The organism is Curtobacterium sp. SORGH_AS_0776, from assembly GCF_031453355.1.
Lineage (GTDB): Bacteria > Actinomycetota > Actinomycetes > Actinomycetales > Microbacteriaceae > Curtobacterium.
In genome coordinates, this window is the sequence record NZ_JAVIYU010000001.1 from 3,161,594 (window position 1) to 3,186,675 (window position 25,082).

Sequence of the window (25,082 nt, forward strand, 5' to 3'; positions counted from 1 at the left end):
CGGTCAGGCCGCCCGGCCGGAGAGCTGCGTCCACGCCTGGAGCGCCGCTGCCATCTCGGCGGTCTTCTTGCTCGACCCGGTGCCGGTGGAGACGTCCTCGCCCTGGAGCACGACCGTGGCGTGGAAGGTCTTGTCGTGGTCGGGACCGGCCTCGGTCACGCGGTACGACGGGTTGCCGAGCGACAGGCTCGACGCGAGTTCCTGCAGGCTCGTCTTCGGGTCCATCGCGGCGCCGAAGCGGTCCGGGTCGATGAGGAGCGGTTCGACCAGCCGGAGCACCAGCGCGGTCGCCGGGTCGGGGCCGGCGGAGAGGTAGGTCGCGCCGATCACGGCCTCGACCGTGTCGGCGAGGATCGACGACTTGTCGCGGCCGCCGGTTTGCTCTTCGCCCTTGCCGAGCCGGAGGTACTGTCCGAGCCCGATCATGCGGGCGATCTCGGCGAGGGCGACCGTCGACACCAGGCTCGCGCGCCGCTTGGCGAGGTCGCCTTCGTCGAGGTCGGGGAAGGACCGGTAGAGCTTCACGGTCACGGCCTGGCCGAGGATCGAGTCCCCGAGGAATTCGAGGCGTTCGTTGTGCCCGATGCCACCGTGCTCGTACGCGTACGAGCGGTGGGTCAGGGCGAGCTGCAGGAGCTCGAGGTCGATGTCGGCCCCGAGAATCCCCTGCAGACGAACGACGTCCGGCCCCACGGGGCGGGACCCCGTGGCGCCGGACGTCGCTGTCATGCGTGTGGTCCGATCAGACGTCGGCGACCTTGCGGCCCTTGTACTCCATGTACAGGGGCGTGCCGGCGGAGTCCTCGACGACCTTGGCGCGGTGCGGGAGGCTGTAGGTGACCTTGCCGTTCTCGATCGTCTTCACGAGCTGGACCGGCGCGGCCTTCCACTGCGAACGACGGGCGTGCGTGTTGGCACGGGACTGCTTGCGCTTGGGAACGGCCATGGTGGTTCTCTTTCGGTTGGTCGGTGGTCAGTGGCGAGGGGCGGCGGTCAGTCGGCCTGGTCGGCGTCGGACCGCTCCTGACCCTCGGTGGTCTGGGGCGTGGTCGTGCTGGCTGCGTCGGTGTCCTCGCCGCCGCTCGTCGCGTCGTCGAGGGTGATGCCGCTCAGCGCAGCCCACCGCGGGTCCAGGACCTCGTGAGCGCGCTGCTCGCCGATGTCGGCCAGTCGCTCGCCCGTCACCGGGTCGAGGCCTGGGCAGTCCGGTCGGCAGACCGGCTGGAACGGCAGCGCCAGCACCACCGCATCTCGAACGACCTGTTCACAATCCACGTGGTCATCGTGAACGAAGAAGTCGAAATCCTCCGAGGCATCATACGCGAACAGCTCGGCGAAATCGACCTCGACGGGCTCGCTGATGTCGATGAGACACCGGGAGCACTCGCCCTCGGCCTCGGCGCTGGCGTGCCCGGAGACGAGGACCCCCTCGTGCAGGCCCTCGAGCCGGAGGTCGATGTGCATCTCTGCGCCTTCGCGGACGGAGATGACACCGGCTCCCATCGCATCCGGCACCGCGATGTCGAGCGAGTGCTCGCGCATCTCGCCCGGCCGGTGCGCGAGGTCGCGCACGCGCAGGGCGTAGGGGCTGTTCACGTGGGAAGACACGATCGACAAGCCTACATCGCTCGGGCCTGCGAGTCGAGGCGGGAGCAGGCGTGTCCGGTTCCGTGCGTCCGGCGCTCAGCGCCCGGTGTGCTCGTGGAGGGCCGCCGCGACCACCTGCGGCACGTACGGGGTCACGTCGCCGCCGAGGGACGCCACCTGACGGATGAGCGAGCTCGACACGTGGGCGCGGGCGGCCTCGGGCAGCAGGAACACCGTCTCGACGTCGGCGAGGTGGCGGTTCATGATCGCCATCGGGGTCTCGTACGCGACGTCCTCGCCGGATCGGACGCCCTTGACGAGGACCTTCGCACCGACCTGCCGGCAGTAGTCGACGAGCAACCCCGAGGTCCACTCCCCGACCCGGACGTTGTCGGACACGCCCGTCTCGACGAGCGACTCCTCGATGAGGCGGACACGGTCGACCGCGTCGAACATCGCCGGTCGCTTGTCGGGGTTGTGCACGACGAGCACGTGCACCTCGTCGAAGAGCCCCGCCGCACGCCCGATCACGTCGAGGTGCCCGAGGGTCACGGGATCGAAGGAACCGGGGACCACCGCGATCTGCGCCATGCCAGCGACGATACCGGCGTTCAGTTCTTGCCGAGGAACGCGGCGTCGGACTCGTCGAGCCGCCGGGCCAGGGCTTCGCGGAGCGCGGGGTGCCCGTCGAGCTGCGGATCGGGCTCCAGCACGCGCTCGGCTTCCTCGCGCGCGTCGACGATGAGGTCGGCGTGCTCCACGACGCGCAGCAGGTTGAGCGACGACCGCCCACCCGACTGCCGTTCGCCGAGCACGTCGCCCTCGCGCCGGAGCTCGAGGTCGACCCGCGCGAGCTCGAACCCGTCGTCGGACGCCGACACCGCGTCGACCCGTTCCCGCGAGGTCGTCTCGGCCTCGGCCGCGGTCACGAGCAGGCACACGCCGGCGTACTGGCCGCGGCCGATGCGCCCGCGGAGCTGGTGGAGCTGCGAGACGCCGAACCGGTCGGCGTCGAGCACGGCCATCATCGAGGCGTTCGGCACGTCGACGCCGACCTCGATCACGGTCGTCGCCACGAGGACGTCGACCGTGCCGGCCGCGAAGGAGGTCATCACGCGGTCCTTCTCGTCCGCCGTCATGCGACCGTGCAGGACCTCGATCCGGCGGTCGGCGAGCACGGGCATCGTCCGCATCCGTTCCGCCGTGGCGAGCACGGTGGCCGGGGCGCGCTTCGGGGCGTCGTCGTTCGCCGGGTCGGGCTCGCCGTCGTCTTCCGTGTGGGCGTCGTCGATCGCCGGGCACACCACGAAGGCCTGTCGGCCGTCGGCGAGTTCCTCGGCCATGCGGGTCCAGATGCGGGACTCCCAGCCCGGGTGCTCGGCGAGCGGCACCGTGAAGGTCTCGACGCCGGCGCGGCCGGAGGGCAGCCCGGTGATCGTCGAGACGTCAAGGTCGCCGAACACCGTCATCGCCACCGTGCGCGGGATGGGCGTCGCGGTGAGGACGAGCACGTGCGGCGGTGTGGCCCCCTTCGTGCGGAGTGCTTCGCGCTGTTCGACCCCGAAGCGGTGCTGCTCGTCCACCACGACGAGGCCGAGCTCGGCGAAGTCCACCCGGTCGCCGAGGAGCGCGTGCGTGCCGACCACCAGCCGCGAGCTGCCGGACGCCGCTGCGAGCAGGGCCCGCCGCCGTTCGTCCGTCGACTGCGACCCCGTGAGGATCACCGGCCGGAGCTCGGCCGCGAGGTCGGGGCCGAGGAACTTCACGATCGACCGGAGGTGCTGCGCCGCGAGGACCTCGGTCGGGGCGATGAGCGCCGACTGCCCGCCGGACTCGGCCACGGTGAGCATCGCCCGGATCGCCACGAGGGTCTTGCCGGAGCCGACCTCGCCCTGTACGAGGCGGTGCATCGGCCAGTCCGCCGCCAGGTCGTGGGCGATCTCGGCGCCGACCGACCGCTGGTCGTCCGTGAGCGTGAACGGCAGCGTGGCGTCGAAGCGTTCGAGGATCCCGCCGGGCGCGGCGGAGCGCGGCGTCGCGGCCGTGGCACGCGCGGCGATCCGGCGCTGCACGAGGGCGGTCTGGAGCACGAACGCCTCGCGGTAGCGGAGGGCGTCCTGCGCGCGCTTGAAGTCCGCGACCTTCTCGGGGCGGTGCAGGAGTTCGAGGGCCTTGCGGAACGGCACGAGGTCGAGCCGGGTCCGCACCCGGGCGGGGATCGGGTCCGGGACGTCGGGCAGCGTGTCGAGCACGAGCGCCATCGACTTGGCGATCTGCCACGAGGTCAGCGTCGACGTCGCCGGGTAGATCGGGATCGGCTGGCGCGAGAAGCGGATGGCTTCCTCGGACTCGGGGTCCGCCGTCGCCCGGGGGTCGTCGCGGTCGAACAGCTCGTAGTCGGGGTGGGCGAGCTGCCGTGCGCCGCGGTAGTCGCCGACCTTGCCGGAGAAGATGCCACGGGCACCGGGCACGAGGTCCTTCGTCCGCCAGCCCTGGTTGAAGAACGTCAGGGTGAGCAGCCCCTTGCCGTCACCGATCTTGGCTTCGAGGATCGAGCCGCGGCGCGCACGCATCGTCCGTTCGCGGACGTCGACGACCTCGGCCACGATCGTCACCGACTCGCCGATCGCGAGGGAGTCGAGCGCGGTCAGGGCGCCGCGTTCGGCGTAGCGCCGGGGTGCGTGCTCGAGGAACTCGCCGACCGTGCGGTACCCGAACGCCTTCTCGATCGCGCTCGCCGTCCGTCCACCGAGGACGGTCGACAACCGCGCGTCGAGCGGTGCGGGGCCGAGGTCCGGCACCGCCGGCTCGGTTGTCGTTCCGGTCGTGACCACACGTCAACGGTACCCGGCGGCACCGACGCGATCCGCGCCTCCTGGACCGCCCGTGGAGAACTCCTGGAGCGCCCGGCGGCCCGCTACGGTGGCTGCATGACCCGCATCATCGCCGGCGCCGCCGGCTCCACGACGCTCCGGGTGCCGAAGTCCGGCACGCGGCCGACGAGCGACCGGGTGCGCGAGGCGCTGTTCTCGTCGCTCGAGGCACGCGGGCTCGTCGACGACACCTCCGTCGCCGACCTCTACGCCGGCACGGGCGCCCTCGGGCTCGAGGCGGCGTCCCGCGGTGCGGTCGAGGTCGTGCTCGTCGACCGGGCGTCGGCGGCAGCGCAGGCCTGCCGGGCGAACGCGAAGGCCGTGCAGCAGCGGGTTCCCGGCGTGCGGATCGACGTGCAGCCGCAGCCGGTGCTCGGGTACCTGCGCGGCACCGTCCGGACGTTCGACCTGGTGTTCATCGACCCGCCGTACGACGTCACCGAGCACGAGCTGGCCGAGGTGCTCGAGACGCTCGTGCCGCGGCTCACGGCGGCCGCGGTGGTCGTCGTGGAGCGGAGCAAGCGCTCCCCCGAGCCGACGTGGCCCGCGGGGCTCGAGCCGTTCAGCAAGCGGAGCTACGGCGAGACCGTCGCGTGGGAGGCCGTGGTCGCCGCCGCCTGATGCCGCGCCCACGCCCGCTGACGCCGCGCCCGCGAACCGGTCAGCCGGCCGCGCCGTCCCAGTCGGCGTAGGGGTCCCAGCCGGTCGTCGGCACGGGCACTCCCCCGCGCACGAGGTCCGCATCGCCCCGGTCGAGCACGACGCCGATCCGACGGAACCCCCCGGGCAGCGGGGCACCGGGCGGGAACGCGGCGAGCAGCCCGTGGTCCTCGCCGCCGTGCAGCGCCACCTCGTCGATGACGGGCCCGGTGCCGGAGGCCTCGTCGAGCGCCAGTGTCACCCGGCTGGCCCGGGCGAGCCGTCCGGCGTCGATCGCCAGCCCGTCGGAGAGGTCGAGCATCGCCGTCGCCCCCGCGGACGCCGCGCGTGGCCCGTCCGCGATCGGCGGGACCGGGCGCCGCTGTCGTCCGACGTCGGGGTCCGTGTCCGCGCCGCTCGCCACGACCGCCTCGCGGGAGGGTTCGCCGCCGGCGTCCACACCCTCGCGGAAGAGCCGCGTCAACCCACGCGCCGCCGGCCCGAGCTCCCCCGAGACGGCGAGGACGTCCCCGGGGCGGGCACCAGAACGGACGACGGGGGCACGGCCCTCCAGGTCGCCGAACGCCGTCACCGACACCGTGAACGCCGACGACGTGGAGAGGTCCCCGCCGACGACACCGCAGCCGGGCGCCAGGGCGTCGACCGCCAGGCGCACCCCGTCCGCGAAGGACTCGAGCACCGCCACGGGGGTGTCCTGCGGTGCCGCCAGGGCGATCACGAGACCGGTCGGCACCGCACCCATCGCGGCGACGTCGGACAGGTTCGTCGCCGCGGCCTTCCACCCGACGTCCTCGGGTGCGGACCAGGCCCAGCGGAAGTCCGGCCCGTGCACCATCATGTCCGTGGTCACCACGAACCGGCCGTCCGGTGCCGCCACGACCGCGCAGTCGTCGCCGGGGCCGAGCAGCGGCGCTCCGGCGGGCAACCGGCGCACGATGCGGTCGAGGACGATGAGTTCGCCGAGCTCCCCCACGGTCGGTCCGGCCCAGGCGTCGTACGTCGCGTCCACACGAGAACGGTAGCCTGGACGTCGATGGACACCGTGCGCCGCCCCACCCGGAAGACCGCGATCGTGGGCGTCGTGATCGCCCTCGCGGCCGGTCTGACCGGCTGCACGAACGCCGTCGCGATGTCCCCGGCGCCCTCCGCGGACGCCGCCGCGTGCGCGGCCGTGCAGGTCCGGCTGCCGGCAGCGGTCGACTCGAAGTTCGACCTGCGGAACACGAACGCCCAGTCGACGGCGGCGTGGGGCGACCCCGAGGTGGCCCTGTACCACTGCGGTGTGGCCGTCCCGACGGTCTCCGACCTGCCGTGCTTCTCGCTCGGTGACGTCGACTGGATCCGGGACGACCGTGGCGGGCAGATCGTCTACACGACCTTCGGGCGGTCGCCGGCGGTCCAGCTCGTCATCGACGCGACGAAGACCACGAACCAGGTCGTGCAGGACGTCACCGACGCGGTGTCGACGCTCCCGAAGGACGGGCACCAGTGCCTGGACCCGTCCGACGTCGACCAGTAGGCCCGGGTCAGCGGACGGCGGCGCGCCCCAGCTCGATGAGCTCGCGGACGAGCTCACCGTAGGACACGCCCGACGCCGCCCAGCAACGCGGGTACATCGACAGCGGCGTGAACCCCGGCATCGTGTTGACCTCGTTCACCACGAAGCCGTCGTCGGTCAGGAAGCAGTCGACGCGGGCGAGCCCGGAGCCGCCGATCGCCTCGAACGCCCGGGCGCCGATCGATCGGATCTCGTCCGTCTGCGCCTCGGTGAGCGGGGCCGGGCAGAGCAGCGACTCGTCACCGCCGAGGTACTTCGACGCGAAGTCGTAGAAGCCGTCCTCGGCGACGACGATCTCGCCCGGCAGGCTCGTGCGCGGGACGCCGTCACGACCCTCGAGCACCGCGACCTCGACCTCGCGCCCGATCACCCGCGGCTCGACGATGACCTTGGAGTCGTGCTCGAACGCCAGGTCCATCGCGGCACCGAGCTCGTCGGGGCCGTCCACGCGGGACACCCCCATGCTGGAGCCCGCACGTGCCGGCTTCACGAAGAGCGGCCACCCGTGCGCGGCGATCGCCTCGGCGACGTCGACCGGGTCGGCCGACCACTCGCGACGGAGCACGGTCGTCCACGGCGCGACCCGGAGCCCGGCGTGCTCGAGGACCGCCTTGGCGACGTGCTTGTCCATGGCCAGGGCGCTCGCGAGCACCCCGTCGCCGACGTACGGCAGACCGGCGATCTCGAGGAGCCCCTGGACGGTGCCGTCCTCGCCGAACGGGCCGTGCAGGATCGGGAAGACGATGTCGACCGCGATCGTCGTGACGGAGCCGTCCGGGTGCGAGACCACGAGCTCGTTCGTCGCCGGCGACGTCGGGAACGCCACGCGGGTGCCGTTGTCGGGCACGGTCGGGAGCGTGCCGTCACGGAGCGCCCACTGCGCCGGGTCGTCGGGCTGGAGCGTGAACGCCCCGTCCTTCGTGATGCCGATCGGCACGAGGTCGTACTCGGCACGGTCGACGACGTCCATGATCCCGCCGGCGGTCACGCAGCTGATCTCGTGCTCGCTCGAACGGCCGCCGAACAGCACGGCGACGGTCGTCGGTGGCACGGGTGCGATCGTGGGCATGGCAGTCCTCTTGCTGGTCGGGGTCGGACCGGTCACTCGCCCTGGGGTTCGTCGGTCTCGGTGAGGTGCGGCGCGATGTTGCGCGGATCGAGCCTACCGGCGAGCACCTCGGCGACCTGCCCCACGATGGGCATGTCGACGCCGTTCGCCGCGGCGAGCTCGAGGATCGGCGCGACCGAGGCGAGCCCCTCGGCGGTCTGGTTCATCTGGCGCACGACCTCGTCGAACCGGTACCCCTGGCCGAGCAGCCGCCCCGCGGTGTTGTTCCGAGAGAGCGGTGACTGGCACGTGGCGATGAGGTCGCCGAGACCGGCGAGCCCGGACAGCGTCGAGGGCTGGGCGCCGAGCGACACCGCGAAGTCGGTCATCTCGGCGAGCCCGCGCGTGATGATCGACGCCTTCGTGTTCTCGCCGTAGCCGACGCCGTCGACGATGCCGATCGCCACGGCGATGAGGTTCTTCAGCACGCCGCCGAACTCGGTGCCGATGACGTCGGTGTTGATGAACGACCGGAAGTACGGGTTCGTGGCGACGGCGGCCACCGCGCTGGCGGTCTCGGCCGACGACGAGGACACGACGGCCGCGGTGGGCTGCCGACGGGCGATCTCGAGCGCCAGGTTCGGGCCGCTCGCGACGGCGATGCGGTCCTGGTCGATGCCGAGGCCCTGGAGCAGGACCTCGCTCATCCGCAGACCGGTCGCCTTCTCGACGCCCTTCATCAGGCTCACCACGGGCACCCCCGGCGCGAGCAGCGGCGCGATCGCGTCGAGGTTCGACCGCAGGGTCTGCGACGGCACCGACACGTACACCTGCTGGGCGCCGTCGAGCACGGCGGACAGCGACGTCGAGGCGGTCAGGGTGCGCGGGAGGTTGATGCCGGGCAGGTACTCCGAGTTGCGCTTGGTCTCGGTGATCTCGCGCGCGACCTCGGGACGACGTGCCCACACGACCGTGTCGGCACCGCCCTCGGCGAGGACCTTGGCGAACGTGGTCCCCCAGCTGCCGGCACCGATGACGGCGACGCGCGGCTTGTCGGTCGACTGCATGACCACGCGGATCGCGGCGGTGTCCACCGCTCCGGGGGCTGCCACCGCGGGGTCCGGGTGGTCATCGTGCGGGCGGAGGCCCGGTCGCTGCTCACTCAAACCGGCCGGTCTCCTTCTGGTTGTTCGCCGCCGGGTCCCAGCGGGTCGGGGGTGCCTGCTGCCCGCGGATCTCCTCGAGCAGCGCGGTGATGTGCCGCATGAGCAGCTCGGTCGCCTCGACGAGCACCTGCTGGTCGATCGGCTTGCCGCGGTACGCCGACAGGTCGACGGGGTCGCCGACGATGACGTCCACGCGAGACGGCGGGATGAGCCGGAGCTTCTTGCCGTACCGCGCCATGATGTTCTGCGTGCCCCAGTGGGCCATCGGGATGAGCGGCACGTCGTTCTCGAGGGCGATCCGCACCGCGCCGGTCTTGCCGCGCATCGGCCACAGGTCGGGGTCACGGGTGAGCGTGCCCTCGGGGTAGACGATGATGGCGCCGCCCTGCTCGATCAGCGACCGGCCGCCGCCGAGCGGGTCGCTCAGCCGGGTACGGCCGGAACGCTCGACGGGGATCTGGCCCATGCCGGACATGATCTTGCCGAAGACCGGGACCTTGAAGAGGGACGCCTTCGCGAGGAACCGCGGCGCCCGACGGGACAGCCAGACCGCCGTGCCGACGACGAGCGGGTCGATGTTCGTGAAGTGGTTCGGTGCGAGCACGAACGCGCCCTCGGCCGGCAACCGGTTCGGTCCGTGCCAGTGGTAGCGCGCGGAGAAGCGGAAGGTCGGGATGACCACGGTCGCGAGGATCCGGAAGGCCGTGTTCAGCTCGCCGCGGCGCCACCGGCGCCCAGGGACGGGCATGCCGGTGGTGACCTGCGAGGCGGAGGCGCGCCGCGCCTCCTGGCCCTCACCGTCACCGCGAGGTGCCGGAGCAGCAGTCACCGCGCTACCCCGCGAAGTCGAAGTCGGCGCCGAGCTTGCGCAGCTTCGGGATGAAGTGCTCGTAGCCGCGGCTGATGATGCCGACGTTCGTGATGTGGGACTCGCCCTCGGCGGTGAGTGCCGCGATGAGGTGGCTGAAGCCGCCGCGGAGGTCCGGGACGCGGACGTTGGCGGCGTGGAGCGTCGTCGGGCCGGTGATGACCGCGGCCTGCTCGAAGGGACGGCGGGCGACGCGACGGTCGTGCCCGGGCAGACCCTCCTTGTGGACGACGATGTCCGCGCCCATCTCGTTCAGGGCGTCGGTGAAGCCGAAGCGGTTCTCGTACACGGTCTCGTGCACGATGCTCTGCCCGGCGGCCTGGGTCAGGGCCACGACGAGCGGCTGCTGCCAGTCCGTCATGAACCCGGGGTGCACGTCGGTCTCGATGACGACCGGCTTGAGGACCTCGAGCTCGCGGTAGAAGCGGATGCCGTCCTCTTGGATGTCGAACCCGCCGCCGACCTTGCGGAAGACGTTGAGGAACGTCATGAGCTCCTGCTGCTTCGCGCCCTCGACGAAGATGTCGCCGTTGGTCGCGAGCGCGGCGGAGGCCCAGCTGGCGGCCTCGTTGCGGTCGTTGATCGCACGGTGCGTGTAGCCGCGGAGCGACTGGACGCCCTCGATGAAGATGACGCGGTTCGGCTCGACCGAGACGATGGCGCCCATCTTCTGCAGGATCGCGATGAGGTCCATGATCTCGGGCTCGATCGCGGCGTTCCGGAGCTCCGTGACGCCCTCGGCGAGGGTCGCGGACAGCAGGACCTGCTCGGTGGCGCCGACGCTCGGGTACGGCAGCTCGATGTACGCGCCCTTGAGGCCGTCCGGAGCGGTGAGGTGGATGCCGTTGACCTGCTTGTCGACGACCGCGCCCATGGCACGGAGGGCGTCGAGGTGGAAGTCGATCGGGCGGTCGCCGATGCGGCAGCCGCCGAGGTCGGGGATGAACGCCTCGCCGAGCTTGTGCAGCAGCGGACCGCAGAACAGGATCGGGATGCGGCTCGAACCGGCGTGGGCGTCGATCTCGGCGAAGTGCGCCGACTCGACGTTCGACGGGTCGAGGATGAGCTCGCCTCGTGCAGGATCGGTGATGCGCACGCCGTGCACCTCGAGCAGCCCGCGGACGACCTTGACGTCGGAGATGTCCGGGACGTCCTTGAGGATCGACGGGGTGTCACCGAGCAGCGACGCCACCATGGCCTTGGTCGCGAGGTTCTTCGCCCCGCGGACCTCGATGCGCCCCACGAGCGGCTTGCCCCCGCGGATGACGATCTCGTCCGACTTGAGGCCCACGCGCGCCCCTGCGGCCGCTGCGTCCTGTACGAGAGAGTTCACTACTTCACCGGCAATGTCTTCGGCCGCCAACGGGAGCGGCGGGATTCGAACTCCGTGATCGAGGTCTCGTCACGGAGGGTGAGCCCGATGTCGTCGAGCCCTTCCATCAACCGCCAACGAGTGTAAGCGTCGATCTCGAAGGGGACGTCCACATCCCCGAGCGACACGCGCTGCGCCACCAGGTCCACGGTCGCCGACACCCCCGGGTTCCGCTCGATCTCGGCCCAGAGCCGCTCGACTTCCGATTCGGTCACGATCGCGGTGACCAGTCCCTGCTTGCCCGCGTTGCCCTTGAAGATGTCGGCGAAGCGGGGCGAGACGACGACCTGGAAGCCGAAGTCACGGAGCGCCCAGACGGCGTGCTCACGCGACGAGCCGGTGCCGAAGTCCGGGCCTGCCACCAGGACCTTCGCGCCCTGGTACTCGGGCTGGTTCAGCACGAAGTCGGGGTCCTGGCGCCAGCCGGAGAACAGGGCGTCCTCGAAGCCGGTCTTCGTGACCCGCTTGAGGTAGACCGCGGGGATGATCTGGTCGGTGTCGACGTTGGACCGCTTGAGCGGTGCGGCGATTCCGGTGACGGTCGAGATCTTGTCCATCAGTGTGCCCCTTCCAGGACGGCGTTCGACTCGGACGTCTCCAGGTCCCACGGGCTGGAGAGCGTGCCGCGCACGGCGGTCGCCGCGGCCACGAGCGGGGACACCAGGTGGGTGCGCCCGCCCTTGCCCTGACGCCCCTCGAAGTTGCGGTTCGACGTGCTCGCGCAGCGCTCCCCCGGTGCCAGCTGGTCGGGGTTCATGCCGAGGCACATCGAGCAGCCGGCGAACCGCCACTCGGCGCCGAACTCCGTGATGACCTTGTCCAGCCCCTCGGCCTCGGCCTCGAGCCGGACCCGTGCGGACCCGGGCACGACCAGGACCCGGACCCCGTCGGCCTTCTTGCGGCCCTGGATGATCGACGCGAAGGCCCGGAGGTCCTCGATGCGCGAGTTCGTGCACGACCCCATGAAGACCGCGTCGACGGCGATGTCCTTCATCGGGGTACCGGCCGCGATGTCCATGTACTCGAGCGCACGCTGCGCGGCGGCCTGGTCGTTCGGGTCGTCGAAGTCCGCGGGCGACGGCACGCTCTCGGACAGCGAGACGCCCTGGCCGGGGTTGGTGCCCCAGGTGACGAAGGGCTCGAGCTCGTCGGCGTCGATGAAGACCTCGGCGTCGAACACCGCGTCGTCGTCGGTCGACAGGGTGTCCCAGTACGCGACGGCGTCGTCCCAGTCCTGGCCGGTCGGGGCGTGGTCGCGGCCCTGCACGTAGTCGTAGGTGGTCTGGTCGGGGGCGACCATGCCGGCGCGGGCACCGGCCTCGATCGACATGTTGCAGATCGTCATGCGGCCCTCCATCGAGAGCGCACGGATCGCCGAGCCGCGGTACTCGAGCACGTAGCCCTGCCCGCCGCCGGTGCCGATCTTCGCGATGACGGCGAGGATGATGTCCTTCGCCGTCACGCCCGGACGCAGCGTGCCCTCGACCGTGATCGCCATGGTCTTGAAGGGCTTGAGCGGCAGGGTCTGGGTCGCGAGGACGTGCTCGACCTCGGACGTCCCGATGCCGAACGCCATCGCACCGAACGCCCCGTGCGTGCTGGTGTGCGAGTCGCCGCAGACCACCGTGATGCCGGGCATGGTCAGGCCGAGCTGGGGACCGACCACGTGGACGATGCCCTGCTCCTTGTCGCCCAGGGAGTGCAGGCGGACGCCGAACTCCTCGCAGTTGCGACGGAGCGTCTCGATCTGGGTCCGGCTGGTCGGGTCCGCGATCGGACGGTCGATCGCGAGGGTCGGGGTGTTGTGGTCCTCGGTCGCGATCGTCAGGTCCAGGCGGCGCACCGGGCGGCCGGCCTGGCGCAGGCCGTCGAACGCCTGCGGACTCGTGACCTCGTGCACGAGGTGGAGGTCGATGTAGAGGAGGTCGGGGTTGCCGTCCTCGCCCTTGACCACGACGTGGTCGTCCCACACCTTCTCGGCGAGCGTCTTTCCCATCGGGTGCGACCCTTCCTCGTTGTCGTCGACGCGCCGCTGTCGCGGCTCGGTCCGGCGAGTCTAGCAGGTTGGTATACCAACGTGCTCCCGCCCCGATCCGGCGGCCTGGAGGCGCGGCTCGACTCCGCGACACCCGTCGCGGTGGGAAGATGGTCGCGACATGACGACACCTGCGCACTCGACCCGGACCATCAACATCGAGGGCGCGATCCGCGCCGCGGTCGCCGGTGGCGCCCCGCTCGCGCTGCTCATCGCCCTCGGGATGCCCGGGTACGCCGCCTTCGCCATGTTCGCCGGGTTCACGGCGATCTTCGGCGCCACCGAGCCCTACCGGCAGCGTGCGGTGACGACCGGTGTCGCCGGCGCGATGCAGGCGGTGTGCATGGCCGCCGGCGTGGGGGTCGCCCTGGCCGGGTCGCAGCTCTGGATGCAGGCGGTCGGGCTCGTCCTCGTGCTCGTCTTCGCCGTCTGCACGCTGAGCGCCCTCCGCTCGATCCCGGCGCAGCCGATCTTCCCGGTGTTCGCGTTCCTCGTCTCGTCGCTCGTGCCGGTCCGGCCAGCCGACGTCCCGGTCATCGCCACGATCATCGTGTGCTCGGTCGTCTGGGCCTGGCTCGTCGCGATGTCCGGCTCCGTCCTGCGCCTCGTGCTGCACCCGCACGCCCCGCACCGGTTCCGGCCGCTGGCGGAGCGCAAGCACCGGTCGCTCGCGGTGCTCCGGACCCCGCCCGCGCTGTGGGAGACCGTGGCCCTCAACGTGGTCGGAGCGCTCGTCGCCGGGGCCGTCGCCGAGACGATCCCCGGGCTCGGGCACCCCTACTGGGCGGTCATCGCCGTGGTGTCGACGCTGCCCGCACTGCGCCAGCGGCACACGGTGTTCCGGGCGTTCCAGCGGTTCATCGGCACGATCGGCGGCACCGTGATCGCGGTGGGCATCCTGCTGCTGGAGCCCTCGGCGTGGTGGATCGTCCTGATCGCCGTCGTCGGGCAGTTCTTCGCCGAGATCTTCGTCGCGCGGCACTACGCCGTGTGCCTGCTCTTCCTCACGCCGCTCGCGCTCGCCGTGTCGTGGCTGAGCCTGCCCGAGGCGCCGGAGCTCCTCGCGCTCGACCGCGTCGCGCAGACCACCCTGGGCGCGCTCGTCAGCGTCGCGCTGCTGTTCGTGGGGCGTGGGATCGAGCGGCGGCGCGGTCGCGCGCTGGGCGCGACGAGCGCGATCCGCACCGTCTGACGCGGGCTGCGCGGACAGGAGGGGCGGGTCGGGCCGGCACCGCGCCTCCCGTCCGCAGCAGGCCGCCGCAGGCCCGCTGCGGCCGCCTGCGCGGACGCGTCAGTCGCGGGGCTGGATGTTCCAGGCGTCGATGACAGGGCGGCCGTGCTCGTACCCGAGCACGCTCACCGAGGCGGTGCCGAGCTTCAGCACGGCGCCGTCCTGCGGTGCGAGGCGGATCCACGCGGCGCCGAGCGCGCGGAGGACGTGCCCGTGGGCGACGACGATCGCGTCCTGCCCCTCGGCGAGGACCGGTCGGGCACGGTCGAGGATGCGCTCGACGCGGACCCGGACCTCGGCGGCGTTCTCGCCGGGCGTGTCACCGGCGGGCACGCCGTCGGTCCAGAGGTCCCACGGGCCGTGCCGGAGGACCTTGATCTGCGGCGTGGTGAGCCCCTCGTACGCGCCGTAGTCCCACTCGTAGAGGTCCTCGTCGAGCTCCGCGTCGACACCGACGAGCGCCGCCGTGTCGCGGGCGCGCTGCAGCGGGCTGGACAGCGCCAGCGCGAACGTGCGGTCCGCCAGGTACCGGCCGGCGCGCTTCGCCTGCTCGATGCCGTTCTCGGTGAGCGGGATGTCGGTGCGGCCGGTGTGCTGCCCGCTCTTCGACCACTCCGTCTCTCCGTGACGGACGAGGACGAGTTCGCCGGGGCGTTCCGAGGTCATGTGTTCCTTCCGATGAGCAGGCCGAGCGCGGCTGCGCCGACCGAGACGACGAGCATCCCGAGGCCGTTCAGGACGGCGAGCCGGGGCTTGCCGGATCGGAGGAGCTGTACGGTCTCGACGCTCGCCGTCGAGAACGTCGTGTACCCACCCATCATGCCCGTTCCGAGCACCGCGACGACCGGGAGCGGGATCGTGCCCGCCTGCCCGAGGCCCGTCAGAAGCCCGAGGACGAGCGATCCGGACACGTTGATGACGACCGTGCCGAGCGGGAAGCCGGACACCCGGACTTTCACGACGCCGTCGAGGAGGAAGCGCAGCGCCGCGCCGACTCCCCCGCCGACCGCGACGAGGAGCAGTTCGAGGGCGTTCACCGGGCGCCTCCGGACCGGAGCACCGTGGCGAGTCCGATGCCGGCCACGACGGCGAGCAGCCCCACCACGACCGTGAGCAGGGCGTACCCGCTGCCGGCGCCCCAGCGACCGACGTCGAGCAGCTGCGCGGTGTCGTCGGCGAGCGTGCTGTAGGTCGTGAAGCCGCCGAGGACCCCGGTGCCGACGAACAACCGCAGGCCCCGACGACGCCCGACGTCCGGGCCGCGGTGCGCCAGCGCCTCGAGCAGGAGGCCGAGGCAGAACGCGCCGACGACGTTGATCGCGAAGATCGCCCAGCTGATGCCGTCGTGCGCCGGGAAGACCTCGGTGAGGAGCGCTCGGACACCGGTGCCGATCGCCCCGCCGAGTGCGACGACGCCGAGCATCGACCAGCGGAGGTGGGGTGGACGTTTGTGCACGGTGCTCCTATCGCCGAGCACGCCGGATCGTCTCCGCGCGTGCGGTGTTCTCGGGATAGGGACCGTTGGCGGCTGGCCGCGGTTGGGTCCGGCAGGCCCCACTGCCGGGTCTGACGACCGGATCAGCGTACCGCGTCAGTCCGCGACGGCCGCGATGCCCTCGATCTCGACGAGCTGGTCGTCGTACCCGAGGACGGTCACCCCGACGAGGGTGCTCGGCACGTCGTGGTCGCCCATGGCCTCGCGGACGACCTCCCACGCGGCCACGAGGTCGGCCTGCCGCGTCGACGCGACGAGGACCCGGGTCTGGGCGAGGTCGGCGATCCCGGCCCCCGCGGCGTCGAGCGCGGTGCGGAGGTTCTCGACGCACTGCGCCGCCTGACCGCGGACGTCGCCCACGGCCACGGTCCGGCCGTCGGCGTCGAGGGGGCACGCGCCGGCGAGGAACACGAGTCGGCTGCCGGCGGGCACGGACGCGGCGTACGCGTACTCCGCGACGTCGCTGAGGGCACCGGAACGGATGAGTTGCACGACACTGGTCACCCCGTCAGCCTCGCAGAGCCGACCGGGACGACGAAAGCCCCCCGGCGGACCGGAGGGCTTTCGTGCTGGTGTGACCCCAGCGGGATTCGAACCCGCGTTACCGCCGTGAGAGGGCGACGTACTAGGCCGCTGTACGATGGGGCCGTCACACATGGGAATCCCCCGCCCGGAAGCGGGGGTCATGGTCGTTGTCGGAGTGGGAGGCAAGCCACCTGTGGTGACCCCAGCGGGATTCGAACCCGCGTTACCGCCGTGAGAGGGCGACGTACTAGGCCGCTGTACGATGGGGCCGTTCCGACAACTCGACAAGTATTGCACAAGCCCCGCGCCGTGCCAAAACGAGGCGTGTCGCCCGGGTGCGGCGCCATGCCGCGGCGGGAATACGGTGGGGCGGTGATCGTGCGCACCGGACTGTCGGGCTGGCAGTACGACTCCTGGCGCGGGGACTTCTACCCCGCCGACGTGCCGAAGCGCCGATGGCTCGCGTACGCTGCCGGACACTTCTCGACGGTCGAGGTCAACGGCTCCTTCTACTCGCTGCAGCGGCCGTCGCGGTACCGAGCGTGGCGCGAGTCAGTTCCCCCGACGTTCCGCTTCGCGCTCAAGGGAGGGCGCTACGTGACGCACATGTTGCGCCTCAGGCACGTCGACACGGCGCTGGCGAACTTCTTCGCGTCCGGGCCACTGGAGCTCGGGTCGACGCTCGGCCCGGTGCTCTGGCAGCTCCCCGAGGCGCTCCTGCCGACACCGGAGGTGCTCGACGACTTCCTCGGGCGACTCCCCCGCACGCACGGTGCAGCGGCAGCGCTCGCCCGACGGCACGACGAGAAGGTCCCGGTCCCCGCCGTCGAAGCAGAGGACCCCGGCCGGGTGATCGAGCACGCCGTCGAGGTGCGGGCGGTGGGGTTCGGTGCTGAGCACGCCGATGTGCTCCGACGGCACCGGACCACCCTGGTCGACTCGCACGCGGGCGACTTCCCACGCCTGCGCGTCGACACCGGCGCACGCATCGCCTACCTCCGACTGCACGGCGCACCCAGGACCTACCACGACGGCTACTCGCCGCAGGCGCTCGGTCGGTGGGCGACGACGATCGTCGAGCACCTCGATGCCGGGCGGGACGCGTACGTGTACTTCGACAACGACGCCGAGCGGCACGCTCCCTGGGACGCACTCGCGCTCGACCGGATAGTGCGCGACCGTCTGCGCAGGCGAGACGCGCAGAGGTGAGCCGTGCCTCCTGGACCAGTCGGTCAGATCGTGAGCGACTCCCCGGGACGGAGGACGACGACCGAGCCGGAGGGCTCCACGGCCTCGCGGAGACGACCGGTGTGCATGCCGTAGCCGACGTCGGAGAGCGTTGCCTCGTGCACGGGGTAGGCCAGGCGGGGCCCGACCGCGAGGACGTAGTCCATCATCTCGGACACCTTGAGCCACGGGGCGCCGACGGGTGCGGCGAGGACCTCGACCGGGACGTCGGGCACCGTGTAGGAGTCGCCCGGGTGGAAGAGCCTGCCGTTCACGAGGACACCGGCGTTGTCGACGATCGGGACGCTCGAGTGGATCAGGTTGTGGCGCGTGCCGTGGAACGACAGGTCGAACGGACCCACGGTGCGTCGGTCCCCGGCGGTGACGACGTCCACCACGACGCCGTCCGCGCCGCCCGACCCGTCCGCGCCGTCCGCGCCGTCCGCGCCGGCGAGCGCCCGGGCGACACCGGCGGGGCCGATCACGACCGCCCCGGGGTTCGCGTCGAGGATCCGCCGGACCTGCTCGGGCGTGACGTGGTCCGGGTGCTCGTGGGTGACGACGACGGCGACGACACCGGTGACGTCGACGGGCCGGGTGAAGTTGCCCGGGTCGATGACGAGGCGCGCGCTGCCCTCGGTGACGATCTGGCAGGCGTGCTCGAGCTTGGTGACCTCCATGCGGGCGACCCTACGCGGCGGCGTGGCAGAGCGACGGCGCGGCGCGGCTTGGGTCGAACCACGAAAGCGACGTCGAACCAGGCACGACGCCCGGTTCGATGTCGCGTTCGTGGTTCGGAGCGCGGCGATGCCACCGCCTACGCGCGGACGGCCCGGGGCGGCCCCGTCGTCGACCGCACCACGAGGTGCGCCGGTGACGCCGGCAACGGCCCCGCGAGCCCGCCGTCGACCTCGGCGAGCACGGCCCGTGCCGCGACCCGACCCTGGGCAACCGGGTCCTGGGCGATGGTGGTCAGCCCGGCGACCTCGCCGTACTCGTGGCCGTCGATGCCGATGACCGAGACGTCCTCCGGCACCGAGAGACCCGCTCGACGCGCGGCGAGGACCACCCCGAGCGCCATCTCGTCCGATGCACAGAACACCGCGGTCGGCCACGCGCCGTCACGCCCGACACCGCGGCGCCCGTCACGCCCGCCGAACAACGCCTCCCCCGCGTCGACGCCGCCCGCGAAGGAGAACCGCCCGTCGAGGATCCAGTCCTCCCGCACCGCGATCCCCCGCGCGGCGAGTGCGTCCACGAACCCGTCCCGCCGCAGCCACGGCACCGCCACGTTCATCCCCGCCTCGTCCTGTCCGCCGACGTAGGCCACGTCCCGGTGCCCGAGTCCGCACAGGTGCTCGACGGCGATCACGGCCACGGCGACGTCGTCCACGCCGACGTTCCGGAGGCCCGGCGCCGGACCGCCGATCACGATCATGGGGTGCCGCGTGAGTTCCAGCTCGGCGCGCTCGGTCTCGTCGAGCACGAGCGACAGCAGGACGAGGCCGTCGACCCGGTGCCGCAGCATCGACCGTCGGAACGCCCGGTCGCGGTCGCCGCCGGGTCCGCCGAGGTTGTACAGCACCAGGTCGTACCCGGCCCGCCGCAGTTCGGCGTCGACACCGCCGAGCGCCTTGACGTAGAACCACCGGTCGATCACCGGGACGACGACGCCGATCGCGCGCTGCCGCCCCGTGGCGAGGCCGGCCGCCGCCGAGCTCGGCACGTACCCGAGCTCGTCGGCGACCCGTCGCACCTCGTCGATCGTGGTGTCCGCGACCGTCGACATCCCACGCAGTGCGCGGGACACCGTCGACTTCGACAGGCCCGTGACGGTCGCGATCTCCTGGATGCCCATGGACGGTCCCGGGAGGCCCGTCACCCGTCCGACGGCCGCCGCACGTCGGCGACGGGGCCGGTCTGCGCTCGCGCGACCGACGGCGCACTGCCCGCCCCGGGGAGCGCACTGTCCGCCCCGGGGAGCGCCGTGCCCGGCGCTGCTCCGGTGCGCGGGACCGCGGCGCGGCGTGTCCGAGCGGCCCGACGACCGACGGGCGCGAGTTCGTCCCACCCGACGTGGCGGTGCACCCGACCGTCCACCGCGGGCTGCACGGCGATGCGGGACGGGTCCGACCGCCACCCCGACGGACCGGAGCCGGCCGCGACGCCCGCCGCCGCTGCCGGCCGCGCGACCGGAGCGACGACCGGCGCCGCCCCGCCGACACCGTCGGTCGAACGGGTGCGGCGGAGCACCGACACCCGCCACCGGTCGAGCACCACCACGCCGAGCACGCAGACGAGCAGCGTGAGCGCCCAGCCGAGCGCCGGGCGACCGGTGAGCTCGCAGAACACCGTGGCCCCGAGGAACAGGATGCCGAACGTGCCGACGAAGCCGATGGCCTCCTCGATCCGGGCCGTGGGCCGGGTCGGTCCGCGCTGTGCCATGGTCGTCAGCCCTTCACGCCGCCGGCGGTGAGGCCGGCCACGATGCGTCGTTGGAAGATGAGCACGAGGACCACGAGCGGGATCGTGACGATCGTGCCGGCGGCCATCACCGCCGTGTAGGGCTCCTGGTGCGGCTGGGACCCGGCGAACGAGGCGATCGCCACGGTCACCGGCTGCGTCGCGTCGCTCGAGAGCTGGGAGGAGATGAGGTACTCGTTCCAGCTGGAGATGAACGCCAGGATCGCCGTCGTGAACACGGCCGGGGGCGGCCAGCGGCAGGATGATCCGTCGGAACGCCTGCACGCGGGTGCACCCGTCGATGCGTGCCGCTTCCTCGAGGTCCCACGGCATCTCGCGGAAGAAGCTCGCGAGCGTGTAGACGGTCAGGGGCAGCACGAACGAGATGCTCGGCAGGATCAGCGCCTGGTACGAGCCCATCCACCCGATGTCCGTGAACAGCTGGAACAACGGGGAGATGAGCGCGACGCCCGGGAACATCGACGCCGCGAGGATCGCACCGGCGATGAGCGACTTGCCCTTGAACTCCAGACGGGCCAGGGCGTACGCCGCGCTCGTGCCGACGAGCAGGGCCATGATCGTCACGACGCCACCGATGAGGAGGCTGTTCGCGAGCGCCCGCCCCAGGTGGTTGCCGAGCGACGTCGAGAACGCCGTCGCGTAGTTGTCGAGCGTGACGTGCGTCGGCCACGGTGTGGCGTCGAACGTGAACCCGACGTCGCGGAAGCTGGTCACCACCATCCAGTAGAACGGCAGGAGGCACCAGACGGCGATGACGATGGCCTGCACGGCGGTGCGGATCCGCGGGCCGGTGTGGCGCTTGACCCGCACGTCGCTGCGGTCGACGGCGATGTCGCGGGCTCGGGCGTTGGAGCGGGGACGGTCGGCTGCGAGGGTCACTTGAGCTCCCCCTTCTGCTGGGCGGCCTGCGTCTGCACCACGTTGGCGCCGAGGAACCGCACGAAGACGAACGCGACGATGAAGATCACCAGGAAGGTGATGGTCGACAGTGCCGACGCGGAGTTGAAGCCCTGCCGGATCTGTTCGACGACGAGGATCGACAGGGTCGTGGTGGCGTTGCCGGAACCACCGCCACCGCCGGTGAGGATCGCCGGCAGGTCGTACATGCGCAGCGCGTCGAGCACGCGGAACAGGACGGCGACCATGAGCGCCGGCTTGATGAGCGGCAGGGTGATGAGCACGAAGCGCTGGACGGTGGAGGCGCCGTCCATCTTCCCGGCCTCGTAGACCTCTTCCGGGATGAGCTGCAGCCCCGCGAGGATGAGCAGCGCCATGAACGGCGTGGTCTTCCAGGTGTCGGCGATGATGACCGCCCACCGGGACGCCCACTCGCCGCTCGTCCAGAGGATCTGCTGCCCGAGGACGTGGTTGAGCACGCCGTTCGCGTCGAAGATGAAGTACCAGAGCTTCGCGGTGACGGCGGTCGGGATGGCCCACGGCACGAGGATCGCGGCACGGACGAGCGCGCGGCCCCTGAAGTTGCGGTTCATGATGATCGCCATCCACACGCCGATCACCGTCTCCAGGGCGACGGTGACGACCGTGAAGAAGAACGTGTTGCCCATCGACACCCAGAACTGCGAGCCGATGCTGCCGGGCGGGCAGGTGGTGTTGCCGCACTGCTGTGCGAGCCAGTGCACGTAGTTGGTGACGCCGGCGAAGCCGCCCTGCACGAACAGGCCGGTGGCCTTGTCGAGTCCGGCGTCGAGCTGGAACGACTGGATGATCGCGCTGACCACCGGGTAGCCGATGACGATGGCGAGGAGCACGATCGTCGGGCCGATGAGGTACACGGCCCATCGGCCGTGCTCGGCGTTGAGTCCGCCCTTTCGCCGCTTCTGCGGCTCCATGCCCGTCGGGTTGGGGATGGCGGCGGGGATCTCGGTTGCTGCTGACACGTGACGGCCTCCTTGCCGGGTGTCGGAACGCAGGATGGGACGGACGGGAGGCGCGGGGCGGGGTCGACCCGCGCCTCCAGTCCGATGCGGCGTCCGCCGCGTACTCGGGTGCTAACTGCCGCTGCTGGTGGCCGTCTCGAGGGCCGCCTGCATGTCCTTCATCGCCTCGTCGACGCTCTTCGATCCCTTGAGGGCGGCGTAGGTGTTGTCCTGGATCGCCTTCGTCACGGCCGGGTAGAACGGCGTGACCGGGCGCGGCTCGGCCGACTCGATGGACTTGAGCAGGGTCGGCAGGTAGGGCAGCTTCGCCGTCAGCTCGGAGTCGGTGTAGAGGTCACCGACGACCGGGGCGAGGGAGCCCTGCGTTGCGAAGAACTTCTGCGTCTCGTTCGACTCCAGGAACTCGAGGAAGTCGTGCGCGGTCGCCTTGTGCTTCGAGTACACGCTGATCGCGGCGTTGTGACCGCCGAGCGTCGAGGCGCCGGTGCCGTCCTTGCCGGGGATCGGGGCGATGCCGAAGGTGTCCTTGACCGTGCTCGACCCGTCCGTCTTCGCGAGGCTGTAGACGTACGGCCAGTTGCGCAGGAACAGGAGCTTGCCGGCCTCGAAGGCGGTGCGGCCCTGCTCCTCCTGGTAGGTGATCGCCTCGGCGGGGATGTTGCCGTCCTTGAAGGCGTCGACCAGGTTCTGCAGGCCGGCCTTCGCGTCGGACGTGTCGACGTCCGGCGTGCCGCTCTTGCTGAGGACCGAGCCGCCGGAGCCATTGATCGCCTCGGAGGCGTTCACGGTCAGGCCCTCGTACTTCGCGAACTGCCCGGCGTAGCAGCCGATGCCGGCCTGCTTGGCGATGTCGCAGTCCTTCATCATCTCGGCCCAGGTGGTCGGGGGCGTCTTGACGAGGTCCTTGCGGTAGTAGAGCAGCGCGCCGTCGGAGGTCTGCGGTGCCGCGTAGAGCGTGTTGTTGTAGGTGGCCGTCTTGACGGTGGCCGGCAGGAGCTTCGACGTGTCGATCTTCATGCTGCCGGTGAGCGGGGTGAGCCAGCCCTTCGCCGCGAACTCGGCGGTCCAGACGACGTCCACGTCGACGACGTCGTAGTTCGCGTCCTTCGCCTGGAAGTGCTGCACGAGGTCGTCGTGCTGCTGGTCGGCCTGGTCGGACTGCTCCTTGAAGGTGACCTTCTCGTCGGGGTGGGCCTTGTTCCACTTCGCGATGAGGGGGCGGACGACGTTCGAGTTGTCCTTGCCCTGCACGTAGGTGATGGGCCCGCGGCTGTCCTGACCGTTCTTGGCGTCGTCCGACGCCGAGCTGCCGCTCGAGCACCCGGTCAGCACGAGGCCGATGACCGCGATCCCCGCTACGGATGCGAACCGCACTTTGGCGCGTGTTGTCTTCACAGTGTCGTCTCCACGTTGAGATCACCAGGCGAGGACGATCGGGTCGACGCTGCCTGGAGCAGGCGACGCTGCCTGCTGGAGGAGGAAGCTACGCCCGCTCTCAGCCGTTCGCAACCGGTTGCAAAGAATCCGTGACCTGCTCGTGACCACCGTGCGCCGTTCGCTTTTCGGGTGTGAGCGCTCACCCTCGTCCGGGGGCTCGTCAGCGCGGCCGTGCGGGGTTCCGCACGATCACCGCCAGCGGCCCCGCTCCCCGTTGTCGCCGCCGCGGCCTGGCACCTACCGTCCACACCATGGCCACCACCAGCACCGCTCGTGCACTCCCCGCACCCCGACGCGTGATCGACGTCGACCTCGACGCACCGCTCCCCCGCCTCGTCGCGGACGGCACGGGCTCGTCCGCGCTGGTGATCGGCTACCGCGGCGGGCGTCCGACGGGCACGCTCGACGTCGAGCTCACCGACGACCCCGCCGACGCCGCCCGTGCGCTCGGATCGCTGCGGGAGACCGTGCTCGCCGACGTCGAACCGGTGCCGGATGCCCTCCTGCCGACGATCTCCGTGGTCGTCTCGACGGTGGTGGACCGCGTCGAGGACCTCGGCGCACTGCTCGACGTCCTCGAGCACCTGGACTACCCCGACCACGAGGTCATCGTCGTCGACAACCGGGTCCGGGTGCCCGCTGCCGACGACCGGCTCCCGGCACTGCTCGCCGGTCGGGGCGTGCGCCTCGTGACGGAGCGCCGGCCCGGCCTGTCCGCCGGCCGCAACGCCGGGGTCGCAGCCGCCCGCGGCGAGGTCGTCGCGTTCACCGACGACGACGTGCGGGTCGACCCGCAGTGGCTGCGCGCACTCGGCGCGCGGTTCGTCCGCGAGGCCGACCTCGACGCGGTGTCCGGCGTGATCCTCCCCACCGAGCTCTCGACGCCCGCGCAGATCTGGTACGAGGCGTACTACGGCGGGTTCAGCGGCGAGCGCACCTTCGCGCCCGTCACGATCGTCCCCGACGATGTCGCCGGCACGATGCGGCACGCGCGGGTGCAGGCGGTCCGCCCCGACGGGTCGGTCGTGAAGCACTTCGCCGTGTACGGCATCGGGGCCTACGGCGCGGGCGCCAACATGGCGTTCCGGCGGTCGGTGATCGACGCCGTCGGCGGGTTCGACACCACGCTCGGCGCGGGCTCCCCGGCCCGTGGCGGCGAGGACCTGGCGATGTTCATCGAGACGCTCTGGCGCGGCGGGCGCATCGGGTTCGAGCCGCGAGCGGTCGTGCACCACCGGCACCGGCAGAGCATCGAGGACCTGCACAAGCAGCTGCACGGCAACGGCGTCGGGTTCACCGCGCTGATGTGCGCCCTCGCTGCCAAGGACCGACGGCACGTCGCGGTCCTCGCCCGGCTCGTGCCCGCCGCCGCGATGGTGAAGCTCCGCGAGACGGTCGGACGGCTGCGCACCGGCAGCGCACCGGCCCCCGCTGCCGTCGAGTCCGCGCCCGTCGGTCCCGCGATCCCCGCCGTCCCGGACGCCGGGGTGCCGCGGTCGCTGGCCTACCACGAGCTCCGGGGCTTCCCGGCGGGCCCGGCGGCGTGGTTCCGCAGCCGTCGTCGCTGGCGGGACGTCGAGGCCGGACGGTTCCACGCCGGGTGAGCCCGCGGGTGGGT

At 71.7% G+C, this 25,082-nt stretch carries 26 protein-coding genes, 2 tRNA genes and 1 pseudogene; 5 read left to right on the top strand and 24 right to left on the bottom strand.

The window, feature by feature from the left end:
- Positions 1-3: 3 nt before the first annotated feature.
- The 5 genes from rnc to QE359_RS15485 form a co-directional block, all read right to left on the bottom strand.
- Entirely contained in the window at positions 4-729 is a 726-nt protein-coding gene (rnc, locus tag QE359_RS15465) for a ribonuclease III (protein WP_229086630.1), read from the bottom strand.
- A 13-nt stretch (positions 730-742) separates the two neighbouring features.
- Entirely contained in the window at positions 743-946 is a 204-nt protein-coding gene (gene rpmF / locus QE359_RS15470; RefSeq protein WP_022905230.1) for a 50S ribosomal protein L32, read from the bottom strand.
- 47 nt (positions 947-993) lie between these two features.
- Positions 994-1,596: a DUF177 domain-containing protein gene (locus QE359_RS15475; protein WP_070416418.1), complete on the bottom strand. Its 603-nt coding sequence runs from the start codon at positions 1,594-1,596 to the stop codon at positions 994-996.
- An 87-nt stretch (positions 1,597-1,683) separates the two neighbouring features.
- Complete coding sequence (gene coaD / locus QE359_RS15480; RefSeq protein WP_070416419.1) at positions 1,684-2,178, bottom strand: pantetheine-phosphate adenylyltransferase; 495 nt, start codon at positions 2,176-2,178, stop codon at positions 1,684-1,686.
- 20 nt (positions 2,179-2,198) lie between these two features.
- Complete coding sequence (locus tag QE359_RS15485; protein WP_309780444.1) at positions 2,199-4,388, bottom strand: ATP-dependent DNA helicase RecG; 2,190 nt, start codon at positions 4,386-4,388, stop codon at positions 2,199-2,201.
- 129 nt (positions 4,389-4,517) lie between these two features.
- On the opposite strand from QE359_RS15485, the gene QE359_RS15490 reads away from it, so the two are divergent.
- A complete protein-coding gene (locus QE359_RS15490; protein WP_070416420.1) occupies positions 4,518-5,081 on the top strand; it encodes an RsmD family RNA methyltransferase in 564 nt (187 codons plus the stop codon).
- 40 nt (positions 5,082-5,121) lie between these two features.
- Here the strand turns inward: QE359_RS15490 and thiL are convergent, their stop codons facing one another.
- Positions 5,122-6,129: a thiamine-phosphate kinase gene (gene thiL / locus QE359_RS15495; protein WP_309779856.1), complete on the bottom strand. Its 1,008-nt coding sequence runs from the start codon at positions 6,127-6,129 to the stop codon at positions 5,122-5,124.
- A 24-nt stretch (positions 6,130-6,153) separates the two neighbouring features.
- Between thiL and QE359_RS15500 the strand changes: the two genes are divergently transcribed.
- Positions 6,154-6,639, top strand: a complete 486-nt coding sequence (locus tag QE359_RS15500; RefSeq protein WP_071302177.1) for a DUF3515 family protein — start codon at positions 6,154-6,156, stop codon at positions 6,637-6,639.
- A 7-nt stretch (positions 6,640-6,646) separates the two neighbouring features.
- Here QE359_RS15500 and QE359_RS15505 read toward each other — a convergent pair whose 3' ends face one another.
- From QE359_RS15505 to leuC, 6 genes are all read right to left on the bottom strand, one after another.
- Positions 6,647-7,747, bottom strand: coding sequence for a D-alanine--D-alanine ligase family protein (locus tag QE359_RS15505; RefSeq protein WP_071302178.1), 1,101 nt, complete (start codon positions 7,745-7,747; stop codon positions 6,647-6,649).
- 32 nt (positions 7,748-7,779) lie between these two features.
- Positions 7,780-8,793, bottom strand: coding sequence for an NAD(P)H-dependent glycerol-3-phosphate dehydrogenase (locus tag QE359_RS15510; RefSeq protein ID WP_070419107.1), 1,014 nt, complete (start codon positions 8,791-8,793; stop codon positions 7,780-7,782).
- 91 nt (positions 8,794-8,884) lie between these two features.
- Complete coding sequence (locus QE359_RS15515) at positions 8,885-9,640, bottom strand: 1-acyl-sn-glycerol-3-phosphate acyltransferase (RefSeq protein ID WP_092386723.1); 756 nt, start codon at positions 9,638-9,640, stop codon at positions 8,885-8,887.
- 85 nt (positions 9,641-9,725) lie between these two features.
- Positions 9,726-11,093 carry a UDP-N-acetylglucosamine 1-carboxyvinyltransferase gene (murA, locus tag QE359_RS15520; RefSeq protein ID WP_071296140.1) on the bottom strand — a complete coding sequence of 456 codons (1,368 nt, stop codon included), beginning with the start codon at positions 11,091-11,093 and terminating at the stop codon, positions 9,726-9,728.
- Positions 11,093-11,689, bottom strand: coding sequence for a 3-isopropylmalate dehydratase small subunit (gene leuD / locus QE359_RS15525; protein ID WP_229086632.1), 597 nt, complete (start codon positions 11,687-11,689; stop codon positions 11,093-11,095). The genes murA and leuD overlap by 1 nt, the downstream gene beginning before the upstream one ends.
- Positions 11,689-13,128: a 3-isopropylmalate dehydratase large subunit gene (gene leuC, locus QE359_RS15530; RefSeq protein WP_309779857.1), complete on the bottom strand. Its 1,440-nt coding sequence runs from the start codon at positions 13,126-13,128 to the stop codon at positions 11,689-11,691. The genes leuD and leuC overlap by 1 nt, the downstream gene beginning before the upstream one ends.
- A 160-nt stretch (positions 13,129-13,288) precedes the next feature.
- Between leuC and QE359_RS15535 the strand changes: the two genes are divergently transcribed.
- Complete coding sequence (locus tag QE359_RS15535) at positions 13,289-14,359, top strand: FUSC family protein (protein ID WP_309779858.1); 1,071 nt, start codon at positions 13,289-13,291, stop codon at positions 14,357-14,359.
- Between the two features lie 99 nt (positions 14,360-14,458).
- On the opposite strand, the gene QE359_RS15540 is transcribed toward QE359_RS15535, so the two are convergent.
- From QE359_RS15540 to QE359_RS15565, 6 genes are all read right to left on the bottom strand, one after another.
- A complete protein-coding gene (locus QE359_RS15540; RefSeq protein ID WP_309779859.1) occupies positions 14,459-15,064 on the bottom strand; it encodes a histidine phosphatase family protein in 606 nt (201 codons plus the stop codon).
- Positions 15,061-15,435: a fluoride efflux transporter CrcB gene (gene crcB, locus QE359_RS15545; protein WP_309779860.1), complete on the bottom strand. Its 375-nt coding sequence runs from the start codon at positions 15,433-15,435 to the stop codon at positions 15,061-15,063. Before crcB ends, QE359_RS15540 begins: the two co-directional genes overlap by 4 nt.
- Complete coding sequence (locus QE359_RS15550; protein ID WP_309780445.1) at positions 15,432-15,821, bottom strand: CrcB family protein; 390 nt, start codon at positions 15,819-15,821, stop codon at positions 15,432-15,434. The genes crcB and QE359_RS15550 overlap by 4 nt, the downstream gene beginning before the upstream one ends.
- Before the next feature lie 168 nt (positions 15,822-15,989).
- The gene (locus QE359_RS15555; protein WP_229086634.1) at positions 15,990-16,397 is read right to left on the bottom strand and encodes a RidA family protein; all 408 of its coding nucleotides are present in this window, start codon (positions 16,395-16,397) and stop codon (positions 15,990-15,992) included.
- Positions 16,398-16,468: 71 nt separating this feature from the next.
- Positions 16,469-16,541: transfer RNA gene (locus QE359_RS15560), tRNA-Glu, on the bottom strand.
- A 71-nt stretch (positions 16,542-16,612) separates the two neighbouring features.
- Positions 16,613-16,688 (bottom strand) — tRNA-Glu (locus tag QE359_RS15565).
- 102 nt (positions 16,689-16,790) lie between these two features.
- Between QE359_RS15565 and QE359_RS15570 the strand changes: the two genes are divergently transcribed.
- Positions 16,791-17,627 carry a DUF72 domain-containing protein gene (locus tag QE359_RS15570; RefSeq protein ID WP_309779861.1) on the top strand — a complete coding sequence of 279 codons (837 nt, stop codon included), beginning with the start codon at positions 16,791-16,793 and terminating at the stop codon, positions 17,625-17,627.
- Between the two features lie 23 nt (positions 17,628-17,650).
- On the opposite strand, the gene QE359_RS15575 is transcribed toward QE359_RS15570, so the two are convergent.
- The 6 genes and pseudogenes from QE359_RS15575 to QE359_RS15600 all read right to left on the bottom strand — a co-directional run bounded on the left by QE359_RS15575 (position 17,651) and on the right by QE359_RS15600 (position 23,401).
- Positions 17,651-18,325, bottom strand: coding sequence for an MBL fold metallo-hydrolase (locus QE359_RS15575; RefSeq protein ID WP_309779862.1), 675 nt, complete (start codon positions 18,323-18,325; stop codon positions 17,651-17,653).
- Between the two features lie 137 nt (positions 18,326-18,462).
- On the bottom strand, positions 18,463-19,503 hold the full coding sequence (locus QE359_RS15580; RefSeq protein ID WP_309779863.1) for a LacI family DNA-binding transcriptional regulator: 1,041 nt from the start codon (positions 19,501-19,503) through the stop codon (positions 18,463-18,465).
- 20 nt (positions 19,504-19,523) lie between these two features.
- A complete protein-coding gene (locus tag QE359_RS15585) occupies positions 19,524-20,090 on the bottom strand; it encodes a hypothetical protein (protein WP_309779864.1) in 567 nt (188 codons plus the stop codon).
- Positions 20,091-20,095: 5 nt separating this feature from the next.
- Positions 20,096-20,909: pseudogene (locus QE359_RS15590) on the bottom strand (carbohydrate ABC transporter permease).
- A 95-nt stretch (positions 20,910-21,004) separates the two neighbouring features.
- Positions 21,005-21,979, bottom strand: a complete 975-nt coding sequence (locus QE359_RS15595) for a sugar ABC transporter permease (RefSeq protein ID WP_309780446.1) — start codon at positions 21,977-21,979, stop codon at positions 21,005-21,007.
- A 159-nt stretch (positions 21,980-22,138) separates the two neighbouring features.
- Positions 22,139-23,401 (bottom strand): ABC transporter substrate-binding protein, encoded by a 1,263-nt coding sequence (locus tag QE359_RS15600; protein ID WP_309779866.1) that lies wholly within the window; start codon positions 23,399-23,401, stop codon positions 22,139-22,141.
- Positions 23,402-23,715: 314 nt separating this feature from the next.
- Here QE359_RS15600 and QE359_RS15605 point away from each other — a divergent pair, with 314 nt between their 5' ends.
- Positions 23,716-25,068, top strand: coding sequence for a glycosyltransferase (locus QE359_RS15605; RefSeq protein ID WP_309779867.1), 1,353 nt, complete (start codon positions 23,716-23,718; stop codon positions 25,066-25,068).
- The last annotated feature ends 14 nt before the right edge of the window (positions 25,069-25,082 follow it).